We start from the raw sequence: 19,694 nt of genomic DNA on the forward strand, positions 1-19,694 counted from the left end.
GCCGGGCCGTTTTTCCTGCTGATGCCGATGAACACCCAGTGCTGCGTGATCGAAGGGTTCAACCTCGACGAGTTGCCGGTTGGATCGCCGCCGCGACTCGGACCGGCGGCGGACGACGGACGCTACGGCGAGGCGGTTGAGATCCTGCGCACCGCCGACCGCGTGGTGGTCAAGGTCGGCGGCGGCGCCCGTCACGCCGGCCGTGAAGTTCAGGAACTGCTGGAGCTGACCGACGGCGTGGCTGTCACCAGTCCGCTCGTCTCCGGCGTCATCCCGTACGCCCACCCGCGCAACATGACGGTGGGCGGATCCAAAGGCAGCTTGTGCGGCAATTGGGCGATGGATCAAGCGGACGTGTTGGTCGCGATCGGAACGCGCTTCGTCTGCCAGTCGGACTGCTCGCGCACCGGATACCCGAAGGTGCGGCGTGTGATCGCCATCGACGCGGACGCCGAAACGGCCATGCACTACGGCCGTACCATCGGCATGGTGGGCGACGCCAAGGCGACGCTGGAAAAGCTGTGCCAGACTCTCCTCGCAAAGGGTGTCAACAAGGGCAGCCGCTCCACGCCGTGGTTCCAAGCCTGCGCCGAAAAGAAGCGGGAGTGGGAAGCGTTCAAAGCCCAACGCTACGGCGCCGCGCGGCTGTTCGATCCGGTCTGGAAGCGAGAGGTGCTCACCCAGCCGGCGGCGATCAAAGCCGCCACCGACTGGGCGCGATCGGCCGGAGCGGTGACGTTCTTCGACGCAGGCGACGTTCAGGCCAACGGCTTTCAGATCGTCGAGGATGAGCGCCTTGGCCAGACCTTCACCGAGACCGGGGCCAGCTACATGGGCTTTGGCGTCTGCGCCCTGCTGACCACCGCAGTGGCCGACCAACCATTCTTCGGCCTGGCCCTCTCCGGCGACGGCTCGTTCACCATGAACCCGCAGATCCTGATCGACGCCGTCGAGCACGGCGCGATCGGCTGCATCGTCCTGCTGGACAATCGGCGGATGGGCGCGATCAGCGGCTTGCAGACGGCCCAGTACGGCAACGTCTACGCCAGCAGTGATTCGGTCGAAGTGGACTACGCCGCGTGGGCCCGCTCGGTCAAAGGCGTCCGCGGCGTGACCGTGGACGGCGGCACGGACGAACTGGTCAAACAACTGAACGAGGCAAAGGCGTACAAAGGCCTGACGTTGATCCACGTGCCGGTCTACTTCGGCGAAGACGAACTCGGCGGCATGGGAGTCTTCGGACGGTGGAACGTCGGCAACTGGTGCCACGAGGTCCAGGCCCTGCGCCACCAGATCGGAACGTAGCAACCAAAACCACAAACGCGAGGCTCACGCGGTGAAAGGTCTATCGGAAAAGGACAAGCAGTCGGCGCAGCGGACGGATGAACTGAAAAGCATCTGCCGCGAAATCCGTCGGATGATCATCAACACCGTCGCGGACGCCGGGGCTGGCCACACCGGTGGCTCGCTCTCGGAGGTCGAAATCCTGGTATCGCTGTATTTCGAGCTGATGCGGATCGACCCAGCCCGTCCGGAATGGCCGCAACGCGACCGCTTCATCCTCAGCAAGGGCCACGCCAGTCCGGGCTACTACTGCACGCTGGCCCGACGCGGCTACTTCCCGCGGGAACGGCTTCGGGAATTCGACGGGATCGACTCGATGCTCCAGGGCCATCCGTGCATGCTCAAGACGCCGGGCGTGGACATGTCCACCGGCTCGTTGGGGCAAGGACTCTCCGCCGGGATCGGCATGCGCCTTGGCGGCGAACGACGCAGCCTGGATTTCAACGTCTACGTGCTGCTCGGCGACGGCGAGTGTCAGGAAGGGCAGGTCTGGGAGGCGGCGATGTGGGCCGGAGCACGCAAGCTGCGCGGACTGATCGCGATCGTCGACTGCAACGGCGTCCAACTCGCCGGCACCGTGGCCGAGACTCTGGGTCTCGAACCGTTCGCCGCCAAGTGGGAGGCCTTCGGCTGGCGGGCGCTGACCTGCGACGGCCACGACATGCAGGAGGTCGTCTCAACCCTGGCACAGGCGAAGCAATCGGCAGCCGACGGACCTGTGGCGGTGATCGCCCGAACGGTCAAGGGCAAGGGCGTTTCGTTCATGGAAGGCAAATACGAATGGCACGGCAAGGCGCCCAATGATGACGAGAGGCGAAAAGCCCTCGCCGAAATCGAAGGCAGTGCATAGGAAGGGTCTCCAAGCATGGCGATGAACGTTGGTGACATGGTGGCGCCGCGAGCGGCCTTCGGCGAAGCGATGGTCGAACTCGGCAAACAAAACGCCGAAGTGGTCGTCTTCGACGCCGACGTCTGCGCCAGCACCCAGACCGTCGCCTTCAAAAAGGCGTATCCCGGCCGCTTCTACCAGATGGGCATCGCCGAGCAGAACATGGTGAGCGCCGCCGCCGGCATGAGCACGCTGGGCTTTGTTCCGTGGGTTTCGACCTTCGCGGTGTTCCTGGCCAAGCGAGCGGTCGACCAGGTGCGGGTGAGCGTCGCCTACCCGCGGATGAACGTCAAACTCAACGGGGCCTACGGCGGCATTCCCACCGGTAAAGCCGGCGCCACCCACCAGTCGGTGGAGGACATCGCGGTGATGCGGTGCATGCCTAACATGACCGTGATCTGCCCGGGCGATCCGTACGAAACGCAACTGGCGGTCCACGCCGCGACTGCGTTCAAAGGCCCGGTGTACGTGCGGACGATACGCTGCCCGGTCCCGGTCATCTTCGACGCAGCGCACCGGTTCGAGATCGGCCGGTCGTACCGGTTGCACGAGGGCAGCCGCCTGACCATCATCGGGACCGACATGATGACGCCCAAAGCCCTGACCGCGGCGAGGGAACTGGACAAGGAAGGCATCGCGGTCCGAATGATCCACATGCCCACGATCAAGCCGATCGACGAGGCGGCCATCGTCGCCGCCAGCCGCGAAACCGGCCGGGTCATCACGGTCGAGAACCACAGCCGCCTCGGCGGCCTCGGCGGCGCGGTCGCCGAAGTCCTGACCGAATACGCACCATGCCGCCTCACGCGACTCGGCTTTCCCGACTGCTTCGGCGAATCGGGCGACAACGAGGCGATCTTCAGCAAATTCGGCGTCAATGTGGAGAACATCATCGCAGCGGCCAAGCAGGCCGTCGCCGACCAATGACAACGGCCGTCTGAGTTAGCGATGCCGACCGGCTGTGCATTCATCATGGCTCCAACGACCATCCAGAAAAGGACAAATCATGGCTCCAACGCGAATGCGAAATTACGTCAACGGCAAGTGGATCGACCCGGAGAACTCAGGTTACATTCCGGTCGAAAACCCCAGCACCGGCCAGACCCTGGCCGAGACCCCGCTCTCGACGGCGGCTGAGACCAACCGCGCCATCGACGCCGCGGCCGAGGCCTACAGGTCGTGGAGTCAGACTCCGGTCTCGCGCCGCGTTCAGCCGCTCTATAGGCTCGTGGAACTGCTGCGGGATAACGAGGAAACCATCGCCCGGACGCTCGTCGCCGAAATGGGCAAGTCCCTCTCCGACGCCCGCGCCGAAATGAAGCGCGTCCTGGAAAACTGCGAAGTCGCCTGCGGCATGCCGGTGCTCCAGCAAGGTGACAAACTGGTCGGCTGCTCGTTCGGCATCGACGGCGAAGTGCTACGGCTGCCGCTGGGCGTCTTCACCATGATCGCCCCGTTCAACTTCCCCGCCATGGTGCCGTTCTGGTTCCTGCCCTACGCCCTGGCCACCGGCAACACGTTCGTGGTCAAAGCCTCCAAGCAGGTGCCGATGACGATGCAACTCATCACCGACTACATTGACCGAACCGGCCTGCCGCCGGGCGTCTACAACCTGGTCAACGGCGATCGGACGGTCGCGGACGCGTTCATGGACCATCCAAAGGTGCGCGGCGTCTCGCTGGTCGGCTCGACTCCCACGTGCCGCCAGGTGGCCGAAAAGTGCGCTAAAGCCAACAAGCGATTCCAGGCGATGGGCGGGGCCAAGAACCACCTGGTCGCCATGCCCGACGCCAAAATCGACGAGGTTGTCCGCAACATGATCACCTCGTGCTACGGCTGCGCTGGCCAGCGGTGCATGGCGTCGTCCGCCATCATCGGAGTCGGCGAGGCGACCTACCAGACGATCTGCCGGAAGTTCATCGAGGACTCCAAGAAAATCATCATGGCCAACCCGCTCGACCCGAAATACGCCGAGGAACCGATGCTGATGGGCCCGGTCATCTCCGCCAGGGCCAAGCAGTTCATCCTCGAGATGATTGACAAGGGCGTCAAGGAAGGGGCGACCCTCGCCCTCGACGGCCGCAACGTCAGAGTCGCCGGCTGTGAGAACGGCCACTTCGTCGGACCGACCGTCTTTACCGACGTCAAACCGGGCATGGAAATCCACCGCACCGAAATCTTCGGCCCCGTCGTGGTCATCCTCAAAGCTGACAGCCTTGACGAAGCGATCGAAATCATCAACAATCATCAGTACGGCAATGGCGCCTCGATCTACACCCAAAACGGCTACTGGGCCCGCAAGTTCAAGCTGGAGGCCGAGTGCGGCATGATCGGCGTGAACGTCGGCATCCCCGCGCCCGTCGCCTACCTGCCCTTCGGTGGCATGAAGGCCTCCCAGTTCGCCGACATCAAAGCCCAGGGCAAAGCCATCATCAACTTCTTCACCGAGGACAAGACCATCACCGAACGCTACTGGCCCGAGGAATCATAAAGAGCCGCCACCAACGAAAGGACCGTCATGAACATCGCCGTCATCTGCGAAACCAGCGCCGCCGACAGGAACAAGGACATCCTGGCCGCCCTCGACGGCCGCGGCCATCGAATCATCAACGCCGGCATGACCCAGAACGGTGCCTCGCCCGAACTGACCTACATCCACACCGGCTTGCTGGCCGGATTGCTGCTGAATGCGGGCCGCGCCGACCTCGTCGTCGGCGGCTGCGGCACCGGCCAGGGGTTCCTCAACGCAGCCCTCCAGTATCCCAACGTCTGCTGCGGTTTGATCCAGAACCCGCTGGACGCCTGGCTCTTCGGGCAGATCAACGGCGGCAACTGCATCTCGCTGGCCCTGAATTTCGGCTACGGCTGGGCCGGTGAAGTGAATCTGCGGTTCATCTTCGACCGGCTCTTCTCTCTGGAGCAATTCGGCGCCGGCTATCCGCCTCACCGCCGCGAATCCCAGCAGCAAAGCCGCCGCACGCTGGCCAAGATCTCAGCCGATACGCACAAGCCGATGGCCGAAATCCTCCGCACGCTGGACGAATCCGTGGTGCGACCGGCCCTCTCTTACCCCGGCATTGCCGAACTGCTCGACGTGGACTCGATCGCCGACCCCACGCTGCAAGCGGCGCTCCGGTCGCGAATGTAGCCTCGCGCCGCGGCGAACTAAACAGCCGAATCGCCCCTGCCCGGCTTGCCTCTTTACATATCGCCCACCGCCGTCTATACTTACGTCAGTCGCAGGAACCAAGGCCCCTGCGGCCGGGAGAAAGCCATGAGGCTCACCAGAATCAGGTTCTACATGGCGGCGATGATCGCCTTTCTGCTGGGCGTACCGCTGAGTGAAAAAGCGGTCGCCGGCGTCGGCGATGTCATCACCGGCTCGCTGCAACTGGGACTGGGCATCGCGGACCTCGCCGACACCAGCTAGGCGTTCGCCGGTGCGATATCGCCGAGCAGTCGGGCCAGCCGGTCCTGACCCCAACGCGGAATCCCCCACGGATACTGGCTGGGATCCTCCAGTACGATCCGCTCCAGACCGCGCAGATACCGTCGCGTGATGTACTCCACCGGATCGCTCTGCCCGGACCATTCCTCTTTCTCTATGGTTTCGCCCACCACGATCTCGAAGCGGAACGGCCGACCCGTCCGCCGAATGCCCGCCACCACTACGTCGGCTCCATGGCGGACGGCCAGAATCCCCACCGTCCGCCTCGCCACCGTCGGCAGCCCCAAAAACGTCGTCTCCACCCCATGCCGCGGCGCCTGATGGTCCGCGACCAGCGCGAACATCCCGCCGGACCCCAACACCTGCTCCGCCCGGGCCAAAGCGTCCGGAACCTCGACCAGCCGGCATCCGCTGCGGGCGCGGATGCGGCGCCGGTACGCGTCATAGCTCCGATTCTCGTGCGGCCGATACACCGCCGTCGCCCGCACCCCGTTGTACCCCAAAAAAACCGGCAGAAGATCGTAAGGCCCATAGTAGCACGTGACCAGGATCGCCGCCTGTCCCCGCCGGTGGGCATCGAGCAACTCCGATCGATGCGGCTCCGCCAACTGCCCGCCGTACCGCCGGTACGTTCCCGGATGCAGCAGCCGATCCGCCAGCATCAGATCCACCAGGTTCCACACCCGATGCACTACCGACCGCCGGGCGATCCGATCGATCTGATCCGCTGATAATCGATCACCCAACGCCGCCCGCGCCTGGGCCTCCACCGTCAACCGCAGCGGATCCAAAAGCCGATAGAGCCACAACGACATCCGCTCGGTAATCGCATACGCGACCTCCGGCCCAAGCACCCCCAGAACCGCCGCCAGCGCCCGGCGGTACACGTTTCCCGCCGACACCACCAGCCGCGGCAGTCGCGCCGATACGCCCATCGCCTTCCCGTCCATCGTCGTGCGGCCCATAGCACCATTCTACGCCCGTACCTTACGCTTTGCAGCCCCGCTCCGATGGTTCAAGGCGTCAACCTCCACTTGAGCCGCCGCGATCTTCCATAAGTGCTCACGCCCAAAATCCTTAACACACGGCGCATCCCGTCGCGTTCCACCGCCAACCCGGCATGTTTTTCATTGTGTCGGCGCAATTTCCGCGCATAATGGTGGTCAACGAGGTGCAAAAGAACACCAGGCTCGGGTCTCTGTGGGTTTGGCGCCAATGAATGTATGCTTGCTGACGCCGACGTTCTTGCCCAAGATCGGCGGGGTGGAAACCGTAGTCGCATCGCTGGCCAGGCACTACTGGCGGATGTCGGTGCGCACGTGCGTGGTCACGCAGTGGCCGCGGCGTGGCAAAGGCACGCCGGCTGACGACCAGCAGCCCTACCCGATCTTCCGCTACCGCCGGCCCTGGTCGTTCCACTTCTCGCTGGGCATGCGCACCATCCATCAGGCCCTCGAACGGGCCTGGCGCGAGACCGGCTTCGACCTGATCCACTGCCACCTGGTCTACCCAGCCGGTTACGTCGCCACCCAATTCGGCCAGAAGCACGGCGTGCCCGTGGTGATCACGCCGCATGGCAGCGACGTCCGGCCGACCTGCCGCTACCGCCAACTGCCGGTCATCTGGGAACGGATTACCTCCTGCCTGCGCCAGGCCTCACGGGTCACCGCCATCAACTCGCACATGCATCGGCTGGTCCAGGACATCCTCGCCGGCCGAACCGACCGGATCGCGATAATCCCCAACGGTGTGGACATCGAGGAGCTCAACGCGCCGACTCCGCACCAGGACGATTGGCCCGTTCCTTACGGTCAGCCGTTCGTGCTCTACCTGGGCGGCCTGACCCATAAGAAGGGCGTCGACGTCCTGCTGCGGGCGATGGACCGAATTCGTAGCGAAGGCCGAAGCGATCTGCGACTGGTTATGGCCGGCGACGGCCCGCTCCGCGACCAGCTTCAGGGCTACATCCGCAGCCGCGACCTCGACGCATCGGTCAACATGGTCGGCTTGGTCTGCGGCGAGTTCAAACAGTGGCTGCTGCAGAACTGCCGCTTCCTGGTGATGCCGTCGCGCACCGAATCGATGCCGCTGGTGGCGCTGGAGGCCTTCGCCTGCGGCAAGCCGATCCTCGCGTCCGGCGTTGGAGGACTCTGCGAACTGATCGCCGACGGCCGCACCGGACGGCTGATCCCGCCCGATCAGCCCGACCGGCTCGCCCGCGAATTGATCCGCTTCGCCGACGGCGATTATCTGCTGATGGCCGCCGCCGCCCGCGCCGAGGCCCAGCGGTTTGACTGGCCCAATATCGCCCGCGACTATCTCGACCTGTACCGCCAGATCCTCGCTGCCCCGCATCCCGCGCCGGCCCCGGTCGCGTCCGCCCCTAGCCCAGCGCCGAGACAATCGCTTCCTGCAGTTGTCGATCCCTCCCCGCTGCATACGACGTGGCGTTCCACCGATAGCCGAGGCCGTCACCCGATGTCCTGGGAATGATGTGGAAGTGCACGTGCCCGACCGCCTGACCGGCCACCTCGCCGTTGTTCTGCAGCACGTTGTACGCCCCAGCCCCGGTCGCCTTCAGCACCGCCTTGGCCAGCACCGGCAGATGCCGCGTTACCGCGCCGACCTCCTCAGCCGGCATCTCCTCCAGCCGCTCGTAGTGCCGCTTGGGAATCACCAGCACATGGCCTTCCGCCAGCGGACCGATATCCAGAAACGCCAGCGCCGAGTCGTCCTCGTAGACCTTCAGCGAAGGAACCTCGCCCGCGACAATCCTGCAGAAAATACACGCCATGGCACACCTCCCGTTTCCTCGGAGCGACCCTCGCCCCAACCCCTTATCACCGCCCACACCGCCAAAGTCAACAGCCTCCCGTCCTATTGCTCCTGCAGACCGTGAAGCTGCGTCTGGTAGAGCTGCTGATACAGCGGCGACGCCTCGATCAACTCCTGATGCGTGCCCGACGAGACGATCTTGCCGCGGTCCATCACCACGATCATGTCCGCGTGCTTGATCGTGCTGAACCGGTGCGCGATCACCAGCGCCGTCCGGCCCGGCATGAAGTGGTCGATCGCGTCCTGAATCTTCTTCTCGCTCTCCGCGTCGATCTGGCTGGTCGCCTCGTCGAAAATCAACACCGGCGCATCGCGCAGAATCGCCCGCGCGATCGCCAACCGCTGGCGCTCACCGCCCGACAGCGTCGCCCCGTGCTCGCCCACCACCGTGTCATACTTCCGCGGCAGCCGCTCGATGAACTCATCCGCGTGCGCCTGCCGGGCCGCCGCCATGACGTCCTCACGCAAGGCGCCGGGCCGCCCATAGGCGATGTTGTTGGCGATGGTGTCCGCGAAAATCACCGTCTCCTGCGATACGTACGAAATGTGCCGGCGCAACGACCGAAGGGCGAAGTTCTCAAGCTTCTCGTCATCCCAGAGCACCTGGCCGCTCTTCGGCTCATAGAACCGCAGCAGCATCGAAACCAGCGTCGTCTTGCCCGATCCGTTCGGCCCGACCACCGCCACCACCGATCCCGACGGCACCTCGAGCGTCACGCCGTCCAACGCCGCATGCTCCGAACCGTCGTAGCGGAACACAAGGTCCTGGAACAGAATCCGGCGCTTCGGCGGAAACGCCTCTTCGGTGCCCGAAGCCAGATCGAACTCCGACGGCTGATCGATCAGCTCGAAAATCCGCTTGGCTCCGGCGTTGGCCCGCTGGAGCTGCGTGTAGACGTTCGACATCTTCCGCCCCGAATCCAGCACGATGCCCAGCGCTACCAGCAGCGTGAACAGCTCCTCCTGCCGCACGCTGCCCCGCATGATCATCAGCATCACGATGTACACCGCGATGCATCCGGCTCCGATCCCGAGCACTTCCAGCGCCGGACTGCTCGTCGCGTTGACCTTCTCGATCCGCAACTGGTTCTTGAGGATGTGACGCTCGACCTTGAAGTAACGCTTCCGCTCCTGGTGCTCCATCGTGTACGCCTTGACCACCCGGATGCCCAGCAGCGTGCTCTTGAGCGCCGAAATCAGCATCCCGTAACCGGCCAGCATCTTCTCGTTCGCCCGCCGAATCCGCTTGCCGAACTGTCGGAACAGCAGCACCGCGATCGGTGCGATCACGATCAGCATCAGCGTCAGCCGAGGCTCCAGCACCACCGCCACCCCCAACGCCCCGATCGCCTTGAGCGGCTCGCGAAGCACCTTGCCGAACACCGTGTTCAGCGCCCGCAGCACGTCCTGCGTGTCCTGCGTGAACCGGCTCATCGTGTCCGAAATGCCGCGGGTCTGGAAGAACCCCACCGGCAGCGTCATCGCCTTGGCGTACATCATCCGCCGCAGGTCGATCATCGTCCGGCCGCCCACCACCGCCCCGTAGTACTCGCCCACGAACCGGCACAAATTGCCGAGCAATTGAATGCCGAAGAACACCAGCAGGATGATCGCCAGAATCCGCCGGCGGTCCGCCATCCGGGCCTCCAGAGTCTGCTCCGCCCGATCGGCGAAATTGAACTTCGCCAGCCCCCAACGCAGCCACTGGTACTGGATCGCCGCCTCACGCAGCGCCACCGAGACCGGCCGGCTCGCCGACGTGCCCGGCGTCCAGACCAAAAGACGCACCTGTTCCTCTGTCGGCGTCTCGGCCAGCCGGCGGATCAGATCGCGACCCCGCACCGTCGGCGCCTCCGCCAGCCCGTTCAGGTAGTCGTCCGGCTGAACCCCCGCCTCCATCAGCGGACGGCCCGGCTTGACCTTGACCACCTTGGCCGCCCGTTCGCCCACCATCTTCGCAATATCCAACCCCTGCGTGTCGCGAACCGCCAGATCGGCCCCCAGCCGGTCCTGGACGTAAAGCCGGTCCACGAATTCCGGGATCGACTCCTGCCCGATGATCACCGTCAGGATCGGATACAGCGAAAACAAACTCGCGGTCAGACTGATCGCCACCCCGATCATCGCCACCACGGCGATAAACAAATACTTGCGATGGGGCCACACCAGCCGGAGCACCCGGCCGAAATACCGCATCTCCCGAAGCTCTCTCCACCGCGTCTTCTTCTCTTGACCCATCAAAAGCCTTTCCTACTCGCCGTCGATCCGGACATTCTCCATCCGGCCAAAACTATCCATTTTATCTTGCCGCTGGATAATCTTGCAGATTCTAAGCCGCAACCCGACAAATTGAAACCCCAAAAGACCCCGCTGGCCCCCCGGACCCGGCCAGGAAACCGATAGAGTTTTCTACGGCCGACACCGAAGCCCGCAGACTTTTGCAGCCCTTTCCTCCAGGACTCTCCACGCCCGTCGCTCCGCCAAAGCAGGCCGATCCCAAGTGGTTGCGCAGGCCGTGGTTATAAAACCCCCACCGATCCCGAAACGTGTGCTATCTTTATTAGAAAAGGAGGGGCCAAGTTGACAACGACCAAGTCAGTCCGAACCGCCGATCAGCGGACCGATGCCGTCGCCGCCTCGCCGTGGCTGTCCGTCAGCTCTCACCTGACCGTCGATCCGCCCGCCTCGCCCGCCGCCGTCCAGATCGCAGCCGCCTTCGGCCTGACCTGCGACGGCGCCCGGACGCTGCGCCTGTTCGACAACCTGCAACTCGGCCTGGATCCCGGTCGCATCGTGCTGGTCACCGGGCCATCCGGCTCGGGCAAATCGACCCTGCTGCGGATCGTCCGCCGCCGGGTCCGGCCGTGCGTCGACCTTAACCGTCTCCGCCTCCGTCGCGACCGCATCCTGCCCGAGCACTTCCGCCTGTCGGTGCCCCGCGCCCTGCACTACCTCTCGCTGGCCGGTCTGGCCGACGCCTTTATTCTCCTCCAGACCCCCGACCGCCTTTCCGAAGGCCAGCGCTACCGGTTCCGGCTGGCCCTGGCCCTCGCCCGCCGCCCGCGGCTGATCGTCGCCGATGCGTTCCTCGAGAACCTCGACCCGGTCACCGCCTTCGTGGTCGCCCACAACACCCGCCGATTCGCCGACCGCTTCGGTAAGACATTTCTCCTCGCCGCCACCCGCGACGACTTCATCGACGCCCTCAAACCCGACCGACACATCCGGCTTGGCGCCGCCGATCCGAATCCCGCTCAACCACGCGCTCAGCCGCCGCCGGCAAGGAACCGGCCTCGCTGACCACCGACAACCCAAGCTGCCGGGCCCACGCCCAGACCACCGCCGCCCCCAGCACCGCCAGCACAACCCAATGCACACCATACCACCGGACATCGCGCCAGCCGATACACGCCTCGCCGACCACCCACGCCGCCAGGCCCACAATGGCCAACCAGCGGCCCGGCGTCTTCCGCCGCGAGCGGACCAGCTCCAGCCACACCACCGCCATCGCTGGAAACGCCAGCACCAGGTAGTAGTTCATCATCAGCGGCGTCAGCCAGAACATCGACAGCATCCAGGCCGCGCTCGCCGCCGGCCAGTCGCGCCCCTGCCCGATCCGCCCGGTCCACCACGTCCATACCGCCAGCAGCCCCATGCCCAACCCCACACTGGCCGCCCAAACCCACCAGACCCGCTCAGCCGGCCAGCGCGCCGCCGACCACCGCGGTACGCTCCGGCTGATCGGCAAAACCTGCCGGGCCCACGGTTTGCCGTCCAACGGCAACGGATCGACCACCAGCGCCTGGTTCCCCCTCAGACCCGCCCGGGCCGCCTCAACCGCCTCCGCCGGCGGATCGCCCCGCAACACCACCATCTCCTCGACCTCCGGCAGACCCCGCAGCCACCGGACCAGCACCGATGGATACGAAAAGTTCGAACGATGGTGATAAATGCCCAGCCGCAGCGGCTCGTAAATCTGCGCCGTCGGCGAATACCACCCGCTCCGCTCCCGCCACGCCCGATGCTCCACCGCTGCTCCGTCGTATCCGAGGAACAGGACGCTTGGAACCACGTCGAGGGCGATCACGCCCGCTGCCACGCCCAGCAACGCCCGCCATTGGCCCCGGCAGCCGAAGTACCCCAACAGCACCAGCGGCATTACCTTGATCGCCACCGCCAGACCGATCAGCGCCCCGCCCCAAAACGGCCAGCCGCGGCCCGCCAGCGCCAACCCGCCCGCGCACAAAACCAGCACCCACAGCGACAACTGGTTCATCTGCAAGACCTGCTGGATATTGATCGCCACCAGCAGCACCGGCCAGACGATCCCGCCGCCCAGCCGCCCGCCGGTCCACCAGCGGTGCACCACCCACACCGACCCGATCGCCGCCGCCGCGTTGCCCGCCACGTGCAGCAACAGCCCCCACGGCGAGGTCAGCCACACCGTAAACGGCATCAAAAAGAAGAACCCGCCCGGCGTATAGCCGAACATCCACCCCTGCCCGCCGAAGCCCCGATGCTCCCAGAAGTACCGGCAGCCCTCAACAAAGAGCTTCCAGTCAAATCCCGGATTCAGCCCGCGAATAAACAACCCGCCCCATATCCCGCTGAACACCACCACCCCGACAGCCAGCCACGCCGTCCGCTCCATAAGAATGCGCCGTCGTTGATGCAATTCGTCCACGTGACTACTCGCAATTCCAGATACTCATTCCATCCGCCCGCAACGTCATCCTATCACCCGCACCGGACAGCCAACAAATGAAAACCGTCCACCTCGGATCGAACCTGCCGTTTCGCTTCGCCATCCGGCCCTGCCCGTTCAGCGACTACGCCAAGCTCGCCCGCTTCCACTACCGAAGCGGCAATCCCGGTCCCGTCGCCCGATGCTTCGGCCTTTACGCAACCAACCTGCCTCGCGGACCCGACTCGAATACGCTGGTCGGCATCGTCGTCTACGGCCTGCCCCCGGTCAACAGCCCGCTTCGCGACCTGGCCACCGCCGACCGCTTCCGCATCGCCGACCGCGCTGCCCGAGCCAAGAAGCTCAACCGCGAACTGCGCACCATCGCCCGCGTAATCATCGACCCGCGATTCCGATCGCTCGGTCTGGCCGCCGCCCTCGTCCGACACACCCTGCCCCACGCCGGAACGCCCTGGGTCGAAGCCTCAGCCGTCATGGGCGCAATCAACCCCTTCTTCGAAAAGGCGGGCATGAAAAGGATCGACGGCCCGCCCAGCCGCAACCGCGCCGCGCTCCAAGCCGCCCTCACCCACGTCGGCCTCACCCCGCCAATCCTCCTCGACACCCCGCGGGCCATCCGCCACGTCGAGTCCCTCCCGCCGATCGAAAAACGCTTCATCCTCCGCCGCATCCACGAACATTTCCTGAACCCCCGCCAGGGCGCCTACTCCTCCGCCGTCAAACATGACCTCCCCTGGATTCTCCCCCGCCTCGCCCAACACGCCCTCGCCCAACCCGCGTACTTCATTTGGAAAAGAACGCGGGTGTAGCGTTACTTCCCGGTTTCCGTTGATCGTGGCCCCGCAAACTCGGCCAGGAACAGGTAGAGTACTCCCAAGATGAACGAAAAGCCACTAGCCCAGAGCATGCCACCGGTCTGAACCAGCGTGTGTGCAAATAGGTTTGGATCCCACGATTGGAGTCTGGATCCGACGAGCAATGCGATGAAATACCGCAAGGAAAACACAAAGAAGGCCAGCGTACAAAACGCTACTCCCGCCGCGCGTCGAGTCATTCAGAATCTCCTTGGACAATACGTTTGCTTTCAACTGCTGATGCGCAAGCCTCGATCAGCACGGAAACCCCGTGAAGGATCGCAGCCAGGACCACCAGGGGGAAGTACAACACCGCCAGTGTGGGCAGCCACCACATCTCCTGGGTGGCTCGAAATGGAAATGAAAGCGCCACGCCCACGACACACACGACCACCAGCCCGCCCAGCGCCCGGTTTCGCAGCTTCGGTACAAAGGCCGTCCAGGCAAAGGCCGGCGCAACCACCCCGCAGAGGATTACCAGAAACAGCAGGAAAAAGTACGCCTGATCGCTCATGCCACCGTCCTCCACTTGTATCCAGAGAATATCTTACCGCTTTCTCGTTCAGACGGCAACCGTGTGGACAGTCACACGCCACAGTATTTCACAAACCTGTCCGCCACGCCTTCGGGTCCTGTTCGTAGAACAGGCTGAGCTGACGGTAGAGTTCCGGGTGCTCTTGCGACAGCTCCACCGGCTTCTCGTAGAAGTATTCGGTGGCGACGGCGAAGAACTCGGAGGGGTCCTCGGCTCCGTATTCGTCGAGCAGCGTCCGTCGGCCGCGGCGGACGTGCGCAGCGAAGCGCTCGTACTCCCGCCCGAGCACCGCCGCCCACGCGGCAAAGCCGCCGCCCTGGAGCACCGCGCTGCTGTCGCCCTGGCCGCCCGTCGCGTCGATCTGATGGGCGAACTCGTGGAGCACGACGTTAAACCCGTCGTCAATGTCGGCTGCGCCGTCGAGCACGTCGTCCCACGCCAGCACCACCGGACCGCGATGCCACGATTCGCCCGAAAACTCCGCCACGCCCTCCTCCACCAGCCCCCAATCCAGATGTCTCTCGTCCTCACGCTCGTAGACCCGCGGCGTAACCAGCACCGTTCGCATGCCCGGAAAGTAATCCGTCCGACGATGCAACAGCAGCAGACACGCCTGGGCTGCGATGGTCACCCGCACCTCATCGGTGATCGCCTGGCCGTCAAGCCCTTCGAACGACTTTTCCGCCAGGAACACCAGCACGTGCCGCTCCAACTCCGCGCGCTCCGCCTCCGGCAAAAGCCGCCGATACGGCACGTTCCGCTCGATGATCGCTCGCCACCCAGCGGGAAACTCGCGGCCCGTCACCCGCGCCCGCCGCCAGCGCTTCAGCCATCCCATTACCATCTCCATCCATCCGTTTCGAGATGCTCCTGTCCGTCCGAATTGTACCGGTTCCCAGCCGTCCGAGGAACCCCATGCACGCCATTGACTTTCGATGCACAAGGACTACACTCAGTCTCGATGGAAGCATAGATCCATACGGCTGCCGAGTCCCTATCGGTCCCGATGAAGCCAAACGGCGAAGGGTGGAACGCAAATGTCGGATCACGTAACCTTCAGCACCATCGACTGGATCATCGTCTTTGCCTACCTAGCCGGGTCGGTGGTCATCGGGCTTTTGGTCAAACGCTACATCGCCAGCATGACCGACTACGTGGTGGCCGGCCGGGCCCTCAAGACCTATCTGGGCCTGGCCACCATGATCGGCACCGAAATGGGCCTGGTCACCGTCATGTACTCCGCCCAGAAAGGCTTTACCGGCGGGTTCGCCGCGTTCCACATCGCGGTGGTCGCCGCCATCGTCACGCTGGTGGTCGGCCTGACCGGCTTTATCGTCGTGCCCCTTCGCCGCCTCGAGGTCATGACCATTCCCGAATTCTACGAAAAGCGCTTCAGCCGCGGCGTGCGGGTCTTCGGCGGAATCGTCCTGGCCTTCGCGGGCATCCTGAACATGGGCATGTTCCTCAAGGCCGGCTCGTGGTTCGTCACCGGCATCACCGGCCTCGAATCGGTAACCTACCTCAACATCGTCATGACCGTTTTGCTGGCCCTGGTGCTCTTCTACACCATCCTCGGCGGCATGGTCTCGGTGGTCGTCACCGATTACATCCAGTTCGTCGTCCTGGCGGTCGGCATCTTCGTCGCCAGCGCCATGGCTCTCAGCACCCTCGGCTGGGACAACATCGTCAACACCGTTCACGAGCTCAAGGGCGAAGCGGGCTTCAACCCGTTCCACGAGGAGGGCTTCGGCGCCGGCTACGTGGTCTGGATGATCTTCCTCGGCCTGGTCTCGTGCGCGATCTGGCAGACCGCGGTCCTGCGGGCCTGCTCAGCCGAGAGCGTCAAGGTTGTCAAACGCATCTACATCTGGTCGTCGGTCGGTTTCCTGATCCGCTTCCTCGTCCCCTACTTCTGGGGCATCTGCGCGTTCGTTTTCCTCTATCAGCATCCGGACCTCAAAGCCGTCTTCTTCCCGGAAACCGGCAAGATCAGCAGCGAGCTGAGTCTACAGGCCATGCCCGTCTTCCTGAGCATCATCCTGCCCGCCGGCCTCCTGGGCCTGGTGACCGCCGCCATGCTCGCCGCCTTCATGTCCACCCACGACAGCTACTTACTCTGCTGGAGTTCCGTGCTTACCCAGGACGTATTGGCTCCGATCCTCGGCGACCGGATGACCACCAAGGCCCGCATCGTCTGGACCCGCATCTTCATCTTTCTGATCGGCGTATTCCTGCTCGTATGGGGGCTCTGGTACGCGATGCAGCAGGACCTCTGGGACTACATGGCCATCACCGGGGCGATCTACTCGACCGGGGCCTTCGCTGTGCTGCTGGCCGGGCTCTACTGGAAACGCGCCAGCACGGTCGGCGCCTACGGCGCCCTGGTCTGCGGCTTCGTCGCTCTGCTGGGGCTCAAGCCGCTCCAGACCTGGCTCATCATCCACTTGAATCTCGAATCCCTGGTGGCGGGCTTGGGTTTCCAGGACACCGTCGGCTCCGAGTGGGTGGGCCTGTTCACCATCGCCTTGGCGGTGACGGTCATGTTCGTCGGGTCGCTGCTGTTTCCCGACCGCCGAAAGGAGGCTGCGTGATGGACTTCTGGCTGAACCTCTGGACGCTGACGTTGATCGTCGGCCTGGGCCTCTTCGCGGTGATCGCAATCGTGGTCGCCATCGGCGGCGCGTTTGACATCCGCTCGCTGTTCCGCTCGCTCAACGCCCAGCACAACCGCCGCGAACCGTAGCCCTACTCGCCGACGAACACGCCCGTTCCGTGCGTGCCGGCGTAGATCCGCTTGGGATTGTGCGGGTCCACCGTCACGCCCCAGACCCGCAAGCCGTCCAGCCCGTTCGACTTATCGCCGTACCTGGAAGCCTGCCACTTGCCCTCGGCATCCAGCGCCACCCGGTACACGCCGTCGCACTGGCTCGCCACGTATAGCACCGGCCGCTCGCCCGAGGCGTCCAGGTCCATCTCGAACGGAACCGGCACGTGGGCGATTCTGCTCCATTTCTCGCCGCCGTCCTCGCTGAGGTAGACGCCTTCGATCGGATCGGTTCGAAAGCCTCTCATCACGGTCGCGTAGACCCGCCGGCTGTCGGCCGGGTCCGGCACGAGGCAGATCACATGCCTGGCTGCGCCCTGCGGCAACCCCTGAGCCGCCAGCGATTTCCAGGTGCTCCCGTCGTCGCTGCGAAACAGGCCGTCGTCCGTGGCCACGTACAGCGGCAACGCGCCGCGACAGGCGGTCATGAAGTTGAAGACCAACTTTCCTTCCTTTGGGAGGCCGTCGGCGACCTTCCGAAAATCATCGAACTTCTGAAAGTCCATCCGATAGACGCCGTGCTGGCCGGAGGTGGCGTAAAGGTATTTCTGGGCCTGTTCGCCCTCTTGCCATTTGACGATCGCCACGTCGAGCACGGCTGAGTTGGGAAGGGCGGCGGCATACTTCTTCCTTCCTCCGATGATCCACCAGCCCTGGCCGTTAAGGTTCGTCAGCACTCCGCCTTCGCCCGTCCCACCGTAGGCGTTGCCGCAGTAGACGATGTCGGGGTTGTCCGGGTCCAGCGCCACGCCGCGGGTCGAGCCGATCAGTTCGGCGGCCACCCACGGCCCGAACGCCAGGCGCATCGACTTCCCACCGTCGACGCTCTCGAACAGCCCCCAGTCGTAGTACGAGAGCCACAGGTGGTTCGGATCGCGCGGATCGACCACGATCCGGCGCGAGCAGAGGAGCTCGATCTCGCCGCGTCCGGACCAGAACTCGTGTCCGTCGATGACCTTCCTGTCCGAGACGATCTGACGCCACGTCTTGCCGTTGTCCGAGGATTTTTTGATATCGCCCAAGTTGTCGCTGGCTGCGTAGATGACGTCGGATAACCCGTCCTTGTCGCCATCGACACCCGCTGGGCAGATATCGCAGCCGACCGAGGTGTGATTTCGGTCTCCATGCCAGATGGCATTGACGGCTGGGTCCACCATCTCGGGGCTCATGACGATCGCCCAACTCGCGCCGCCGTCGGTGCTTCGATACAGCGGCCGGCACCACTCGCGCGAGCCGGCGTAGATGACCTGCGGATTGACCGGATCGACGGCCAGGGCGAACAGGTGCGGGTCTTCCGGTATGCCCTCGTAGGCGCCCGTCCACGTCGCGCCGGCATCGTCGGACCGATACACGCCCGGCCGCAGTGTGCCGCCGCCCACCGTGGCGTAGACGACCTTTGGCTTACCGGCCACCGTCAGCACCTTCCGCGCCCGCGACTCGCCGAGTCCCGCCTGGATCGACTCCCAGCGTACGCCGCCGTCAACGCTTCGATACAACCCGTAGTCCGTCGTCGCGTACATCAACGCTGTGTCCTCACGATCGACGGCTAGGCCCAACACGTGGGCATCCGGCGGGATGTTGCGTTCTTCACTCGTATTGAGCACTTTCCACGAACCAGGCTCGCCCGATTCGCGGCTCACGTAGACACGCGGCCCGAACGCCGCCTTCCCATCCGCCGGCGGCGCAAACGTCTTGAGCTCGAAGTCCGCCGGCCGCCATTCGTAGTGCATTGAATTGGCGGCATAGACCGTTCTCGGTTCCTTCGGGTCGACAACCAGCAGGTTCAGCGCCCCGAGCTTCTCAGCCGCCTTCGTCCACGACCGGCCGTGATCGTCGGACACGCAGATCTGCCCGCGATCCGTTCCCACGACCGCGCGTCCGGTCGGCAGCACGACGATGGCGTTGACGCAGTTGCCCGCCGTTTCGCCGGCTGTGCCGATGCCCGCGTTGGCGTTGGCCCAGCTCTTGCCGCCGTCGGTCGTCACGTGCAAGCCGCCGCAGTCCAGGCCGGCGTAGACAACGTCCGGATTCGACGGGTCCACCGCCATCGCCCCCATCGTCCCGCCGCCGCCCGGGCCGATGTTACGAAAAGTCACCGCCGAACCGATGCCCGTTGCCAACAACACGATCGCCGCGCACAAAACCTTGTTCACCGAAGTCCTCCAGAGATAGTGTGAATGCTCGACATAGGTTCATTCGATGGTAGGGCGGGTGGTTCCGCGGCGAAGCCGCGGGTTCACCCGCCATTTGTCAAACCAAC

At 64.6% G+C, this 19,694-nt stretch carries 18 protein-coding genes; 11 read left to right on the forward strand and 7 right to left on the reverse strand.

Features of this window, described 5'->3' with window-relative positions:
* The 6 genes from GXY33_12345 to GXY33_12370 form a co-directional block, all read left to right on the forward strand.
* Window positions 1-1,305: thiamine pyrophosphate-binding protein (locus GXY33_12345; protein NLX05921.1), on the forward strand; the 1,305-nt coding region annotated here is incomplete at its 5' end.
* 112 nt (window positions 1,306-1,417) lie between these two features.
* On the forward strand, window positions 1,418-2,194 hold the full coding sequence (locus GXY33_12350) for a transketolase (GenBank protein NLX05922.1): 777 nt from the start codon (window positions 1,418-1,420) through the stop codon (window positions 2,192-2,194).
* Window positions 2,195-2,215: 21 nt separating this feature from the next.
* On the forward strand, window positions 2,216-3,160 hold the full coding sequence (locus GXY33_12355) for a transketolase family protein (GenBank protein NLX05923.1): 945 nt from the start codon (window positions 2,216-2,218) through the stop codon (window positions 3,158-3,160).
* A gap of 79 nt (window positions 3,161-3,239) precedes the next feature.
* Window positions 3,240-4,724, forward strand: a complete 1,485-nt coding sequence (locus GXY33_12360) for a CoA-acylating methylmalonate-semialdehyde dehydrogenase (protein NLX05924.1) — start codon at window positions 3,240-3,242, stop codon at window positions 4,722-4,724.
* 27 nt (window positions 4,725-4,751) lie between these two features.
* On the forward strand, window positions 4,752-5,381 hold the full coding sequence (locus GXY33_12365) for a ribose-5-phosphate isomerase (protein NLX05925.1): 630 nt from the start codon (window positions 4,752-4,754) through the stop codon (window positions 5,379-5,381).
* Window positions 5,382-5,507: 126 nt separating this feature from the next.
* Window positions 5,508-5,663, forward strand: a complete 156-nt coding sequence (locus GXY33_12370) for a hypothetical protein (protein ID NLX05926.1) — start codon at window positions 5,508-5,510, stop codon at window positions 5,661-5,663.
* Here the strand turns inward: GXY33_12370 and GXY33_12375 are convergent.
* Window positions 5,660-6,646, reverse strand: coding sequence for a lysophospholipid acyltransferase family protein (locus tag GXY33_12375; protein NLX05927.1), 987 nt, complete (start codon window positions 6,644-6,646; stop codon window positions 5,660-5,662). The genes GXY33_12370 and GXY33_12375 overlap by 4 nt on opposite strands.
* A gap of 262 nt (window positions 6,647-6,908) precedes the next feature.
* Between GXY33_12375 and GXY33_12380 the strand changes: the two genes are divergently transcribed.
* Window positions 6,909-8,174 (forward strand): glycosyltransferase family 4 protein, encoded by a 1,266-nt coding sequence (locus tag GXY33_12380; protein NLX05928.1) that lies wholly within the window; start codon window positions 6,909-6,911, stop codon window positions 8,172-8,174.
* Here the strand turns inward: GXY33_12380 and GXY33_12385 are convergent.
* Window positions 8,065-8,475 carry an HIT family protein gene (locus GXY33_12385; GenBank protein ID NLX05929.1) on the reverse strand — a complete coding sequence of 137 codons (411 nt, stop codon included), beginning with the start codon at window positions 8,473-8,475 and terminating at the stop codon, window positions 8,065-8,067. The two genes, GXY33_12380 and GXY33_12385, sit on opposite strands and share 110 nt — an antisense overlap.
* Before the next feature lie 83 nt (window positions 8,476-8,558).
* Window positions 8,559-10,754, reverse strand: coding sequence for an ATP-binding cassette domain-containing protein (locus GXY33_12390; protein ID NLX05930.1), 2,196 nt, complete (start codon window positions 10,752-10,754; stop codon window positions 8,559-8,561).
* A gap of 465 nt (window positions 10,755-11,219) precedes the next feature.
* Here GXY33_12390 and GXY33_12395 point away from each other — a divergent pair, with 465 nt between their 5' ends.
* Window positions 11,220-11,816, forward strand: a complete 597-nt coding sequence (locus GXY33_12395) for an ATP-binding cassette domain-containing protein (GenBank protein NLX05931.1) — start codon at window positions 11,220-11,222, stop codon at window positions 11,814-11,816.
* On the opposite strand, the gene GXY33_12400 is transcribed toward GXY33_12395, so the two are convergent.
* The gene (locus GXY33_12400) at window positions 11,722-13,167 is read right to left on the reverse strand and encodes a DUF2029 domain-containing protein (protein ID NLX05932.1); all 1,446 of its coding nucleotides are present in this window, start codon (window positions 13,165-13,167) and stop codon (window positions 11,722-11,724) included. The two genes, GXY33_12395 and GXY33_12400, sit on opposite strands and share 95 nt — an antisense overlap.
* Before the next feature lie 110 nt (window positions 13,168-13,277).
* Between GXY33_12400 and GXY33_12405 the strand changes: the two genes are divergently transcribed.
* Entirely contained in the window at window positions 13,278-14,030 is a 753-nt protein-coding gene (locus tag GXY33_12405) for a hypothetical protein (protein NLX05933.1), read from the forward strand.
* A gap of 241 nt (window positions 14,031-14,271) precedes the next feature.
* Here the strand turns inward: GXY33_12405 and GXY33_12410 are convergent, their stop codons facing one another.
* Entirely contained in the window at window positions 14,272-14,589 is a 318-nt protein-coding gene (locus tag GXY33_12410; GenBank protein NLX05934.1) for a hypothetical protein, read from the reverse strand.
* A gap of 88 nt (window positions 14,590-14,677) precedes the next feature.
* On the reverse strand, window positions 14,678-15,448 hold the full coding sequence (locus GXY33_12415; GenBank protein ID NLX05935.1) for a zinc-dependent peptidase: 771 nt from the start codon (window positions 15,446-15,448) through the stop codon (window positions 14,678-14,680).
* Between the two features lie 199 nt (window positions 15,449-15,647).
* Here GXY33_12415 and GXY33_12420 point away from each other — a divergent pair, with 199 nt between their 5' ends.
* Entirely contained in the window at window positions 15,648-17,201 is a 1,554-nt protein-coding gene (locus GXY33_12420; GenBank protein NLX05936.1) for a sodium:solute symporter family protein, read from the forward strand.
* Complete coding sequence (locus GXY33_12425) at window positions 17,201-17,353, forward strand: hypothetical protein (protein NLX05937.1); 153 nt, start codon at window positions 17,201-17,203, stop codon at window positions 17,351-17,353. The genes GXY33_12420 and GXY33_12425 overlap by 1 nt, the downstream gene beginning before the upstream one ends.
* A gap of 2 nt (window positions 17,354-17,355) precedes the next feature.
* On the opposite strand, the gene GXY33_12430 is transcribed toward GXY33_12425, so the two are convergent.
* Window positions 17,356-19,587: a hypothetical protein gene (locus tag GXY33_12430; GenBank protein NLX05938.1), complete on the reverse strand. Its 2,232-nt coding sequence runs from the start codon at window positions 19,585-19,587 to the stop codon at window positions 17,356-17,358.
* Between the last annotated feature and the right edge of the window lie 107 nt (window positions 19,588-19,694).

The organism is Phycisphaerae bacterium (assembly GCA_012729815.1).
Taxonomy (GTDB): domain Bacteria; phylum Planctomycetota; class Phycisphaerae; order JAAYCJ01; family JAAYCJ01; genus JAAYCJ01.